Consider the following 12,961-nt stretch of genomic DNA (forward strand, 5'->3'; position numbering starts at 1 on the left):
GCTCCTGATGATGAGGCCCGGATTAGTCCAGTGCAATCTGATGTTGTTGTAATATTTCTGCGCTGATGGGCAGTTGGGTTATGGGGTGACCGCTAATACTGGTCAGGGCATTGGCAATCGCGGGTTGTATGGTGCCCTGAAGTTTTTCGCCCACTCCCATCGGCCAGGCGTCACTTTCTATGGTGTGCAGTTCAATGGGGATTTGAGAGCCGAAGCGGGGCAGCGGATAGTCATGATAGTTGGTCTGCTGCACCTGACCTTTTTCGATGGTGATTTTGTTGTGCAGTAACATGCCCAGGGCAAAGATACTGGCCCCCTCTACCTGGGATAGCAAACCATCGGGGTTGATGATGGTGCCGTGATCTAAAACCAGAATTAGCTTTTCCGGTTTCCAGATATTGTTACTCCTGGTCAGTACAAAAGCGGCGGCGTTGTAGTACTGGTAGGGACCCTTAGGCGCTTTCTCGAATCCGAAAGCATAGCCAAGTTTGCGATTGGGTTGTTGTTCGTAGGGTTCACAGGCTTTGCGCAGCTTGGTAAGCACCGGCAAAGCCCGCTCGTTGTCAGTGTGTCGCTGGCGATATTGCAAGGGATGAAGCTTGTGTTTCTTTGCCAATTCTTCCATCACCACTTCCCGGCTGAAATTGGTGTAGCCATGGCTGATACCACGCAGAATGCCGGTATGCAGTGGCGCTTTGTTCAGCGTCACGCCACAACTAAAGTGCTCACTTTGATAGAGCGAAATTTCAGCGCCACCATAGGCTATCCAGTCTCCGCCGTCGGTATCACGTTCCTCAAGGGAAAAGTGCCAGGCCTTTGTAGACAGGCTGGCGACATTGTGTTGCCAGGCCTGTAACTGGCCTTTGTCATCCACACTGGCGCTGACTTTCTGGGCATTAAGTGGGCGATAAAAGCCGTGCTGAATGTCATCTTCCCTGGACCAAATCACCTTGACCGGATAAGACACCTGACGGGCAATCGTGGCGGCTTCCACCACAAAGTCTTCCTGCGCCCGGCGACCAAAACCACCGCCCATCAAGGTTGTATTAAAGTCGATTGCTTCTGGAGTAAGCTCAAATAATTCCTGAAGCTTTTGCTTAGCGTTATTGCGGTTTTGGGTAGGTGCCCAAATCTGCAACTGGCTTTCTGTTTGCCAGGCAACACAGTTCATGGGTTCCATAGTGACATGGGTAATAAAAGGGAATTCAAAGTGCAATTCAAATCTTTGCTCGCTGGCAGCGTTAGCCAACTGTGTGCTGAAATCGCCTCTTTCATTGTGTTTTTGCGCCGGTGTATCCAGTTGTCCGCGAAAGGTCTGCATTAAACTATGGGACGAACTGTTACTGAAATCACTGTTGTTCCAAACCGGATTGGCCACTTTTCGTGCGAGACTGGCATGCCAATAATTATCCGCCACAATGACCACACCCTGTGGAATGCTAAAAGTGTCCAGTACACCCTTTTGTTGTTTCACGCTTTTTGCATCGAATGAAATTAGCTGGCTACCTGCCACTGGCGGCCGGATAAGCACGGCGGTTTTCATGTCGGGTAAGCTGACATCTATGCCAAATTTGGCACGGCCATCCACTTTTTCTGCCATATCCAGACGTTTAACACTGCGGCCTATCTGGGTGTATTGCTCAGGTGTCTTGCGGGTAAACTTCTCAGGAAGCGTGGTATCCTTTAACAGTCCTGCCAGTTCGCCATAGCTGAGTTTTTGGCCTGTGGGGCGGTGATAAATATAGCTGTTTTGGGTGTACAGGGATTCTGCATCTACCTGCCAGATTGCCATGGCCTGATTAACTAAAAGTTGCCGCAGTTGTGCACCGGCATCACGGTGGAATTTCCATCCGAGAAACGAACTAATGGCCCCGATCGTATTTTGAGGGCCGAATTGTTGGGGATCTGCACCGGCCTGTTCCACTTGTTTCAGTAATGACCAGTCGGCGTCCAGCTCATCCAGCAGATATTGCGCCTGAATAGTGGTGGCACCCTGTCCCATCTCCGAACGACAGTTGAATAATGTCATGCTGTTGTCGGCGTGAATTGCAAGCAATGGGAAGCGCACTGGCTTTGCAGTATGGCTCTCATTTGAGCCTGTTCTCGCTGCTGCGGGAATATGTATCGCCGATACCATGAGTGCACCACCTGCCAGTGAACACTTTAAAAATGTTCTGCGGGAGGGATTCTCGCTTTGGTGGGGATTGCCCGAAATCGGTTTCGTTAGCGGATTGTTCTTACTAAGGTTGGTTAACTTGTTTGCCATAAAAAGGTCCATCACTGCCTGATGTGTTGACCCTATGACTAGGTGCTATATAACACCACTATAGTTTTCTATAATTATTTAAAATCTTTATTATTCATAAGTTTATCTTATTTTGTTAAGGCTGTCTGGCCAGTTGTTGACGATCTGCTGAACCCCTTCACTGGGGTATTTTTGCAGTAAATTCTGTACCGCCAACAGATGGTTTTGCACTGATTCATCTTGCGCATTTTCCTGTGCACTTCTGGCCAGCAGTAATTGAATTCGGGTTTCGAAATAACCCAACTCGTTCTGCTGCGCTACCGACAATGCCTGATTTAAAAAGTCTTCAGCCTGCTCATTATGCTGTTGCTGGTTTTTGAGTTTCGCCAGATTGATGTAATTGCTGGAAAGTCCATAAGGACACTGAAACCCCTGATGATATCGGACAGCCTGCTGGTAATAATGTTCTGCATCCTCATACTGTTGTTCCTGAAATGCCAGGTGGCCCAGCACCTCGATGGCAAATGCCAGATAGAGCAAATCTTTCCCGGATTGCGCCATTTGTTGCGTGGCTGTGATGTTGTTTTTGGCCTGTTGCCAGTCGCCATTGTGCCATTGGGCGACACCCAGTTCGAATTGGGAGCGCAACAGCTCACTGTTGTCTGAATGTTGTTGCGCATAGTTAACTGCTTCCTGCGCCGCGGCTAACGCTCTGGGAATGTCCTCCTGAGCAGCTATGGCTTTCGCCAGATAACGGCGTGATTGCGGATAGCTGTCGCCGGAATGTATGGCAGTGGTAAAATAATCTTCAGCCAGTTCGAAACTACCCTGATAGAAATGGCTTAGGCCAAAAATAAAGGCGTCGTCAGCGAATCGTTGTTCATAGGCCACATAAGGTGCAGAGGTATTCATTTGCAACAGTTCAGGGATGCGTTTTGCCAACTGATTCAGCAGCGTCACCACATTGTCGCCGCTGAGAATACCCTGTTGGGTATTGTGTCGATTGATCAGACTGTACCTGAGCGTGTATTCCATCGGAGAGCCAAACAGCTCGGTATGCAAACTGGTGATTTCTCCCATCGCATGACGCAACTGTCGGGATTGCAGGGCTTCGTCCGATTGGTGACGGGAGCCGCTGCGTTGCAATGCCTCTAACACGTCTTCGGTATCTACCACCATGATATGACCTGAGGCTTTTTCAATCGGTATTTGCTGCAGTTTTTGGATCAGCATGTCCATTGCGCCGATTGGCACCCAATGCAGCAGATTATCCTGTTCGGTGATTTTTACCGGTGTGACCACCAACTCGACAAACCTGGGCTGCGGGCTGGCCGAAGTCGTTTCAACTGTGATATCGCTGTTTTGTGGTGTAAATACAAACAGCGCCAGAAATAAAACCAGTACTGTGACAATCGTAGCGGTTATTGACCACATGAATCTGGCACTACGGGGCTTAGCGTTGTTGTTTGCAGGCACAACAGACTGGTGAACAACGCTGTGTTCCTCGACGCTTTCAGCTATCCATTCATACCCTTTTCTCGGGTGAGTTTTGATAACCTCCATGCCCTGAAAGCACTGGCGAATTTCTTTGATGGATTGAAATAACACGTGTTCCTGAGCACTGACATCATCCCAGATGGTGCTGAGAATGCTTTGCTTACTCAGGATCTGCTTTGGATGTTGTAACAGGTAATACAAAACGTCATTGCTTTTTGCTCTGAGAATGGTGTGATTCTGGCCATCGCAAACTTTTCCGTTGTTGTAGTCGTAGCTAAAGCGCCCGATTCGGAATTGTCTTGCTGCTGCCATATTTGTCTCAGTTTAAGTTTCGTTCAGACTCTGTTTAAGCTTGCGATCATAAACTAAGCCCCATAGAAATCTCCAGTTTCTATTGTTTCATTATTGTTCCTTGATATCTTCCTTGATAAACAGAGCTGTAGGACGCAGCTCTGTCTTTTTTGTTTCTTTTTAATTGAAGATTCTGTCGCAGCTGTTATTTTTAATGCTCTAAGTCATTCAATGGAAATGGAGAAACAGGATGAAATCTTTTGTAATTAAAACCGCCGTGGCAACCACCGCATTGTTGTCATTGTCAGGCTGCAGTTTATTTGGCGAAAAAGTGCAGGTACCACCGGCGCACATTGGCAAGGTGTTGACTAAAGATGGCTATAAAAAGGATAACTACGGCCCGTCGCGTTTTCGCTTAGATGCCTGTTTCGCCTACTGTGATTCCCTGGTGTTACTGGAAACGTCGGATCAACCCGTTACAGAGCGGTTCGCCCTGTTTATGCCCAAAGACCAGCTCAACATGGGGTTCGATCTGCGGATGACGGTGAGTGTTGACGACAGTCAGATTGATAACATCTATAAACGGGTGCCCGCTGAAAAGGGCTTAATTTCCTTCAATAAAATTTATGTCACCTATGCGCAACCTATTATCCGGGATGTGGCGCGACAAATTATGGCAAAGTACACGATTAATGAAGTGGCCAGCTCCAGAGAGCGGTTAAGTGCCGAGTTGCAAAATGCGATAGGTGAAGCGTTACAGGCAGCGCCATTAAAATTAAAACGTCTGGGGCTTGCCGATGTGCAATTTCCGGAAATCATCACTAAGGCTAAAGAGCAGGCCGCTGAACGTCGGGAACAAATAGAGCGCGAAAAAGCTCAGTTCGAAATTCAGAAAATTCAGCAGGAGCGGGAGCTGGCGCAGGCACAAATGCAACGGGCCATTGACCGTGAAAAGGCGGAAGCCACCAAAGAAGTGAATGAGATTCTGGCTAAATCAGTCACGGATAAGTATCTGTCCTATCGCTCCTTAGAGGTACTGGAGAAGATGGCCAGCTCAAAAAATAAGGTTTTTGTCCCTGTGGAGGCTTTGGGGTCTCTGGGATTACAACAGGCAATTTTTGCCGATCAGGTGAAACAAACCGCCAAGAGCAAAAGCAATTAGGTGATGTATGAACTCCATCATTGAAGCCTTACCTGAACTTGCCATTGCTGCGCTCTTAGCCGGGTTATTGTTCTGGCTGAGCAAAGATAAGTTATCCAAAAGTGTGCGCATGAAGTGTTTTGGCGCCTTTGCTGTGGGGATGTTTATCTGGATTATCTTATTGGGGCAAAGTAGCTCTGTGCCCCGGCAATTGCAGGTAACCGAGTCGGAGGTCAGTTATGAACGACCACTGGCGGAATTGCAGGATAGTTCACCAGAAGCGCAAACGGCAGAACAGTCCAGTGAGCGACTGGCACAGCTCAGAGAGGCGCAAAAGCAGGGCACTTCACTACACACCGAATCGGACACCAGTCCGGCTGTTGATGAGGACAAGCCAGAATCTGATGATCAGTAACCGGCGGCGTTTTTTCGGGAAGTAGCGCGCAACAGATTTTGACAAAAAAACACGCCCTGTTGCAGGTCGTCTATCAGCACCAATGGGGTAGAGGCGGCATATTTGTCTCTGATCAAGCGCTTCTGAACTGCACTACAGTGGCAAAACACCCGCAACTGGCAATGTTGTGTGGTTTCCCAGTGTAGAAAGTCGATGACCTTGTCTCTGGCTTGAGGTGTAGACAGTTCCCATTGCCGCATATCCATGATTCTGGCCCATCGCTGAGAAAAGGGGGTGAAAAAATGCTGTATCTGGTTTGCCAAATCTTGCAAATATAACCCCGCCTGTTCACCGTTCCAGGCACCCCGGATACGGCAAATCAGCATGTTATCTAGTTTTTCGATACGATGTTCGCCATGAGCAGCGAATTGCAACCGGGTATTCATAATCACTATTCCACCAAACAGGGCGCAACAGCGCCCGTAGTCTTTATTTTCGATTATCGGGTGACGAAACCACCATTGACAAACAGTGACTGTCCTGTTGTCCATTGCGACTGCGTAGAGGCGATAAATGTTACCAGGGGCACTATGTCTTCGATGGTACCCAGGCGATTGGCAACACTTGCTGCCTTTAAATAAGCCACGGTTTGCGCATTTTCTTCACCATGGAAAAATGCGGTATCAATGGGACCCGGGCACAGGGTATTTACGGTAACGCCCCGGTGACCTATTTCTTTCGCCAGAGCCCGGGTAAAGTCTTCCAAAGGCGCTTTCGAGCCTGCGTACAAGGCGTAATTGCCGGTAAAAGCCCCCAGTAACGAGGTGCCCAAATTGATAATCCGGCCGTTGTCTTCAATCTGTTTGGCGGCTTCCTGCATCACAAAAAATGCCGCTTTGGTATTGATATTAAACAACTGATCAAAATCGGATTCGCTGTAATCTGTAAAGGGCCGTTTTATAATTTTTCCGGCGTTGTTGATTACTATGTCTACCCGACCAAAAGCGTCTTTGGCTTCGCTGAATAATTTTTGCACTGCATCTATTGATGTCAGATCTCCCTGTACCAGTAACGCCCGGCTGCCCGCGGCCTCCACCTGTTTTGCCGTTACCTGAGCATCCTGCGCCGATGACTCACTGTTGTAGTGAATGACAATGTCACAACCCTCGGTGGCCAGTGCCTGGGCAAAGGCCCTGCCCATGTTACGTGCCGCGCCGGTGATAAGTGCAACTTTACCTGTGAATCTTAATGTCATGATATTTCCTCAATGGTTAATGTCGGAAACACTATAATCTTGTTGCATTATTGTTTTGAATAGGTGTAAATGCCCTTAAATAAATGCAAAAAATGCAATTAATCGCTGCGGCAATGGAAACAGCCCGGTAACAAATTCATAAATTTATAGATTCAAAAATGGTTAGATTCGGGGCCAGGTGATGAAAGAGATCAGTAACGAACAATTATTCATCCATGTTGTGGAATCGGGGAGTTTTAAAAAGGCCGCGGAGTTGCTGGCTATGGACCCTTCGCTGGTGAGTCGCCGAATCTCGTCCCTGGAGAAACGACTGGCAGTGAAATTATTACAGCGCTCCACTAAAAACTCCTTTCCCACCGAAGTGGGCGAACAGTATTTTGTTGAGTTGCAGAAGTTGCTGGAAGAACAAAATGCCTTAGAAAACCGCATTAAAGCTACAGTCAATGAAGCAACCGGGCACCTGAAAGTGGCAGCGCCCCATGATTTTGGCACATTTTTTATCAGTGATATTCTGGAAAATATGGTGGAGCACTATCCACAACTCACGGTGGAATTGGTCCTGGGCAGTCAATTTGAGAACTTAGCTGCGGAAGGTATAGATGTCGCAGTGCGCATTGGCAAATTGCCTGACTCCAGTTTGATATGCCGTCGAATTGGCGAAGTTCCCAGAGTTTTAGTCGCCTCACCTGAGTATATTGCACAGCAGGGTGAACCGCGCTCAGTCAGGGAGCTGGAACAACATAAATTTGTGTTTTACAAACGCTCACAAATGTATGAGGCGGTAACTATTGCCGGTCAGCGGTTGCATCTTTCAGGTTCCTTTGTCGTCAATAGCGTCAGTGCTATCAGGCAATGGGTACTGAATGGAAAAGGCATTCACCTGGGGCCGGTTTGGGCTTTTCGCGACGCGCTGGATACTGGTGCATTGCAGCGAGTTTTGCCTGAGGTTGAGCTGGAGAGTTTTCCTTTACATGCTATCTATGTTTCCCGTGCGTATGTGCCCGCTAAGGTGCGCTTGTTTATCGATTTATTGAGCAGCACCTTAAGCGGTAATCATTTTCAGCGGGTTTGAGCTTTAATTGATTAAAGCAAAAACGTGCATGAACTTAGTGACTGAGCACCACTTTACCTATTGCCTGTCCGCTATTGAGGCGATCATGGGCTTGACCAATTTGCTCCAGAGTAAAATGCTGGCTGTCTAATATGGGGGTTAACTGCCCTGCTTCGGCAATCTTTGTCAGTTCGTTGAGTATGTGATGATGTTCAGCAAGCCCAACATTGTGCAACATGGGGATCAGCATGAACACCACATGCAGTGACAGGCCTTTAAAGTGAGCCGTAGATAAATCCAGCTCCACCATAGATACCGTAGACGCCACCTGACCATTGAGTTTTGCTGCCTCAAAGGAGTTAGCCATATTGGCGCCACCTACTGAGTCAAATACCAGATCAAAACCCACACCCTCGGTACAACGGGCGACGTAATCAGCTACGGTTTCGGTTTTATAATCAATGCTCTCAGCGCCCAATTCTTCAATAAGTGCGAGCTTGTCAGATCCACTGCCGGTCGCGAAGACTTCCGCACCAAAATATTTAGCCAGTTGCAGGGCAATATGGCCAACACCACCAGTACCGCCGTGCACCAGTACTTTTTGCTTTGCAGCGATAGCAGCCCGTTGTAAACCTTCGTAGGCGGTGATACCTACAAGCGGTATTGCCGCGGCTTGCTGCATGCTCAGGTTTTTGGGTTTGAGCGCCATCAGATTGGCATCAGCCACTATGTATTCGGCTAGTGTGCCGGGTAAATCTGCCAGCCCTCCGGCACAACCGTAAACTTCATCACCGGGGTTAAAATTGCTAACACCATCGCCAACCTCTTCCACTATTCCGGCAAAGTCCATACCCAGAATGGCGGGCAACGCCGGGGCAATGGGTAGGTCTGCACCCATCTGACGTATCATGGTATCAACGGTATTCACACTACTGGCGGCAATGCGTACCAGCACATGACCAGATTTAACCGCAGGTTTAGCCACTTCGGCTGATTCAAATACGTCTGAACGACCAAAAGAATTTATAAGCATCGCTTTCATCAGGATTTCCTTTGCTGTTGTTTTTAAGAGTCCAGATAATTTACTTTTTTATTTTATTATTGATAATTGCGTAATTACCTGAATCTGTTTAAAGAATTTGTTGATAATGAATGTCGAGCATCTGAAATTATTTGTACGCATTGCCGCGCTGCACAACATCAGCCAGGCTGGAAAAGAGTTGGGTCTTTCTGCAGCGGTGTCCAGCGCACATATGAATAAGTTAGAAGAAGGCTTGGGGGTCAGATTATTACATCGCACAACACGTCAGGTGTCTCTGACGGAGGAAGGCCGTAGCTTTTTACCTTATGCTCATGATGTATTGACCGGTATCGAGACTGCCCGAGCTGCAGTGGGAGCGGGTAAAGTAACACCACAAGGGCGCCTAAGAGTGACAGCGCCGGCATCTTTTGGGCGTATGCATCTGATCCCGGCATTAAAGGATTTTCTGGAAAAGTATCCGCAACTGGACATTGATTTGCGTTTAAGTGACAGCATTTTGGATATGGTGGAAGGTGGGTTTGATGTGGCCATCCGCGATGCCGAGCTGAACGATTCCTCCCTGATTGCCCGAAAACTGGCTCGAGATACCCGTATTTTGGTGGCCTCACCGGACTTTGTTGCACAGCATGGTGAACCTGAATCCCCGGAGCAGCTGGCCCATTTTGCTGCGGTTACCTTAACAGGTTTGGAGAACTGGCATTTTAAAACGGATAAAGGCGTGCAAACCCTGCGCATAAAAAGTCGTCTGGGTACAGACAATGGCGAAGCCGTCCGCGATGCAGCGGTCAGCGGACTGGGGATCACCATCAGCTCATTGTGGTGTTGCTATCAACAAATAAAGTCAGGCGAGCTGGTGCAGGTACTGTCCGATTATCCGTTGGCCTCAAATACTTCCATCTGGGCGGTGTATCCCAGCTCGCGTTTACTGGCACCAAAGGTGCGCGCCTTTATTGATTATTTTAGTGGCTATTTTGGTGAGGACCCCTATTGGGAGTCCTAAGTCGTTCAGTCGGCCGCAAGGCTGAATGGCTCACCCAGGGTTTGCTGATACTGGCTGGGTTTGGCTATTTGCTGCACCACTAAGTCCTGATAAATACAGGGTTGCAGCAAAGGTTCAAACTGTTCTACTTGCTGATTGTCTTCATCCAGCCAGGCGTCTATCAGGGCGCTGTCCTGCGGAAACATCATCGGCGTTGATTTAGAATGGATGTTTTGTAGTTTGGGGTGGGGCGGCAAGGTAATGACCGAGCAGGAGGTGATGCTTTCGCCTGTTCCGGAGTGGGTCCACTCTTTACACAGGCCAGCCATAAGTAGCGCGCCATCTTTGGCCTGCATATCATGGCAGTGCAACAGTTTACCTTTTTGATATTCTGACTCACCAAAACCTGTTACCGGGATCAGGATGCGGCTTTGTCGAAAAGGACGATACCCGGCTTTTCTGGGATTATTCAGACTGTCGTAGCGGGTATTGATACTGGTGTACCTTGAGGGTTTAAATCCGGTTTCAGTGGCTTCCAGCAATAGCCACCACAAGGCATTTTCCATGATGCGTCGGCCGTTTTTCTGACGCACCACAGACACCTTGTTAGCGGCGCCTATGTAGCGCTGAAAGATTTGTGGCTCATACCCCAGCTCGATATCCATGGCGTCGCATAAGGCTCTGACGCCGGGCGCATCGGTGACATTGAGTCGGCCACACATCAGCTAGTTTTCCGTATCGGACTGTGGTTCACTTTCCGAAGGTGTGGCTGATGCCGGCGCAGCCAGTTCTATTTCCACACTATCCACTCGCTGCAGCCCTCTGGGCAGTTTGTTGCCACGTCGGCCTCGTTCACCGCGATAGTGTTCAAGATCTTTACTGCTGAGCATCATGGCACGCTTACCGGCGGTCACCTTCACAGATGCACCTTCAGGTACTACTTCCAGTACACTGACATATTCTTCCCGGGACTGACTGCGGGCAGACGGGATACTGATGATCTTATTACCTTTACCTTTGCCTAAACTGGGCAAGTCTTTCAGTGGAAACAGCAATAATCGACCTTCGTTGGAAATAGCCATACACCAGTCGGTTTCCAGGTTGTGTACCCGTCTGGGACGCAAGGTTTTCGCGCCAGTGGGTAACGACAGGTATGCCTTACCAGCTTTGGCTTTGCTTAGCATGTCGGTAAACTGGCCTACAAAGCCATATCCGGCATCGGAAGCCATCAGGAATTTCTGACTGTCTTCCGCCATGATGGCGTGTTTGAAGCTTTCACCGGCCACCACTGAAAAGCGACCGGTAAGGGGTTCGCCCTGGCTTCGGGCAGACGGCAGATTATGGGCGTCACAGGAAAAGGCTCGCCCTGATGAATCCATAAACACCACCTGCTGATTACTGCGCCCTTTGGCACTACTGAGGAATTTATCACCGGCTTTATAGCTCAGGCCCTCAACATCCACGTCGTGACCTTTGGCGCATCGTGCCCAGCCTTTTTCGGACAATACCACCGTGACTTGCTCAGAAGGCACCAGTTCTTTTTCCGACAGGGCTTTGGCTTCGCTGCGCTCCACCAGTGGTGAGCGACGGTCATCACCGTATTTTTCGGCGTCGGCCAGTATTTCTTTTTTGATCAGGGTTTTCAGGCGGCGATCTGAGCCCAGTAATTGCTCCAGTTTTTCCCGCTCGGCGTTCAGTTCGTCCTGCTCGCCTTTAATCTTCATTTCTTCCAGTTTGGCAAGGTGACGCAGTTTTAATTCCAGAATAGCTTCGGCCTGCGTATCGGTCAGGGCAAAGCGCTTCATCAACTCCTGCTTGGGTTCGTCTTCGTAACGAATTATGCGGATCACTTCGTCAATGTTTAAAAAGGCAATTAATAAACCTTCTAAAATATGCAGGCGCGCCAGTACTTTATCCAGGCGATACTGCAGACGACGGGTTACGGTGGCTTTACGGTATTCCAGCCACTCCCGCAGGATCATGGCCAGGTTTTTCACCTGAGGCCGTCCGTCCAGGCCAATCATATTGAGGTTAACCCGGTAGTTCTTTTCCAGATCCGTGGTGGCAAACAGGTGTTGCATCATTTGTGCGACATCCACCCGGTTGGAGCGGGGTGTCAGCACCAGTCTGACCGGATTTTCGTGATCTGATTCATCCCGCAAATCACTGACCATGGGTAACTTCTTAGCGGTCATCTGAGCGGCTATTTGCTCCAGCACTTTAGCGCCGGATGCCTGATGTGGCAGGGCTGTGATGACAATATCACCATTGTCTTCGTGATAAACCGCGCGCATTTTTACTGAACCCTTACCGGTTTCATACAGCTTGCGAATGTCGTCTTTGGGCGTAATGATTTCCGCTTCGGTGGGGTAATCGGGGCCCTGTACGAAGGCCATAATTTCCGCCAACTCGGCTTTGCTGTTATCCAGCAAATGGGCACAGGCGTTCGCCAGTTCTCTGACATTGTGGGGCGGTATGTCAGTCGCCATACCCACAGCGATACCGGTAACACCATTGAGTAAGATATGAGGCAGTCTGGCAGGCAGCACTTTCGGTTCTTTTAAGGTGCCATCGAAATTGGGTTGCCAGTCAACCGTGCCCTGTCCCAGCTCCTGTAATAACACTTCACTAAAGCGTGATAACCGGGCTTCGGTATAACGCATGGCAGCAAAGGATTTGGGATCGTCCGGGGCACCCCAGTTGCCTTGTCCGTCCACCAGTGGGTAGCGATAGGAAAAAGGTTGGGCCATCAATACCATGGCTTCGTAACAGGCTGAGTCACCGTGGGGGTGGAACTTACCTAATACGTCACCTACGGTACGGGCGGATTTTTTGTATTTCGCATTGGCACTTAAGCCTAAATCTGACATGGCATAAACGATACGTCGTTGTACCGGTTTTAAACCGTCACCAATGTGCGGTAATGCCCGGTCCATGATGACGTACATGGAATAATTCAGATAGGCATCTTCTGCGAAGCGGCGGATGGGGAGTTGCTCCACGCCATCCTGAGAAATAGTAATGTCGTCGTTCATGGATACTGTGTTGTCACTGTTATAAGAATAA

At 49.0% G+C, this 12,961-nt stretch carries 11 protein-coding genes; 4 read left to right on the top strand and 7 right to left on the bottom strand.

Going from position 1 to position 12,961, the window contains the following annotated elements:
* Window positions 1–22 precede the first annotated feature (22 nt).
* Both LJ740_RS19990 and LJ740_RS19995 read right to left on the bottom strand, forming a co-directional pair.
* A complete protein-coding gene (locus LJ740_RS19990; protein ID WP_229530900.1) occupies window positions 23–2,266 on the bottom strand; it encodes a xanthine dehydrogenase family protein molybdopterin-binding subunit in 2,244 nt (747 codons plus the stop codon).
* A gap of 102 nt (window positions 2,267–2,368) precedes the next feature.
* On the bottom strand, window positions 2,369–4,054 hold the full coding sequence (locus tag LJ740_RS19995) for a tetratricopeptide repeat protein (RefSeq protein ID WP_229530901.1): 1,686 nt from the start codon (window positions 4,052–4,054) through the stop codon (window positions 2,369–2,371).
* Between the two features lie 229 nt (window positions 4,055–4,283).
* Here LJ740_RS19995 and LJ740_RS20000 point away from each other — a divergent pair, with 229 nt between their 5' ends.
* Together LJ740_RS20000 and LJ740_RS20005 are read left to right on the top strand one after the other, a co-directional pair.
* Window positions 4,284–5,195 (top strand): SPFH domain-containing protein, encoded by a 912-nt coding sequence (locus LJ740_RS20000; RefSeq protein ID WP_229530902.1) that lies wholly within the window; start codon window positions 4,284–4,286, stop codon window positions 5,193–5,195.
* A 7-nt stretch (window positions 5,196–5,202) separates the two neighbouring features.
* A complete protein-coding gene (locus LJ740_RS20005; protein ID WP_229530903.1) occupies window positions 5,203–5,589 on the top strand; it encodes a hypothetical protein in 387 nt (128 codons plus the stop codon).
* Here the strand turns inward: LJ740_RS20005 and LJ740_RS20010 are convergent.
* Together LJ740_RS20010 and LJ740_RS20015 are read right to left on the bottom strand one after the other, a co-directional pair.
* Window positions 5,583–6,119: a hypothetical protein gene (locus LJ740_RS20010; RefSeq protein ID WP_229530904.1), complete on the bottom strand. Its 537-nt coding sequence runs from the start codon at window positions 6,117–6,119 to the stop codon at window positions 5,583–5,585. The two genes, LJ740_RS20005 and LJ740_RS20010, sit on opposite strands and share 7 nt — an antisense overlap.
* Complete coding sequence (locus LJ740_RS20015; protein ID WP_229530905.1) at window positions 6,068–6,823, bottom strand: SDR family oxidoreductase; 756 nt, start codon at window positions 6,821–6,823, stop codon at window positions 6,068–6,070. Before LJ740_RS20015 ends, LJ740_RS20010 begins: the two co-directional genes overlap by 52 nt.
* Window positions 6,824–7,004: 181 nt before the next feature.
* On the opposite strand from LJ740_RS20015, the gene LJ740_RS20020 reads away from it, so the two are divergent.
* Window positions 7,005–7,895: a LysR family transcriptional regulator gene (locus LJ740_RS20020; protein ID WP_229530906.1), complete on the top strand. Its 891-nt coding sequence runs from the start codon at window positions 7,005–7,007 to the stop codon at window positions 7,893–7,895.
* Window positions 7,896–7,929: 34 nt separating this feature from the next.
* Here LJ740_RS20020 and LJ740_RS20025 read toward each other — a convergent pair whose 3' ends face one another.
* Window positions 7,930–8,916: a zinc-dependent alcohol dehydrogenase family protein gene (locus tag LJ740_RS20025; protein WP_229530907.1), complete on the bottom strand. Its 987-nt coding sequence runs from the start codon at window positions 8,914–8,916 to the stop codon at window positions 7,930–7,932.
* Window positions 8,917–9,022: 106 nt separating this feature from the next.
* Here LJ740_RS20025 and LJ740_RS20030 point away from each other — a divergent pair, with 106 nt between their 5' ends.
* Window positions 9,023–9,916, top strand: coding sequence for a LysR family transcriptional regulator (locus LJ740_RS20030; RefSeq protein ID WP_229530908.1), 894 nt, complete (start codon window positions 9,023–9,025; stop codon window positions 9,914–9,916).
* A gap of 5 nt (window positions 9,917–9,921) precedes the next feature.
* On the opposite strand, the gene LJ740_RS20035 is transcribed toward LJ740_RS20030, so the two are convergent.
* Entirely contained in the window at window positions 9,922–10,617 is a 696-nt protein-coding gene (locus LJ740_RS20035) for an SOS response-associated peptidase family protein (RefSeq protein ID WP_229530909.1), read from the bottom strand.
* Window positions 10,618–10,620: 3 nt separating this feature from the next.
* Entirely contained in the window at window positions 10,621–12,930 is a 2,310-nt protein-coding gene (gene parC, locus LJ740_RS20040; protein WP_229530910.1) for a DNA topoisomerase IV subunit A, read from the bottom strand.
* Window positions 12,931–12,961: the final 31 nt, after the last annotated feature.

This window comes from Planctobacterium marinum (assembly GCF_020687805.1).
Lineage (GTDB): Bacteria > Pseudomonadota > Gammaproteobacteria > Enterobacterales > Alteromonadaceae > Planctobacterium > Planctobacterium marinum.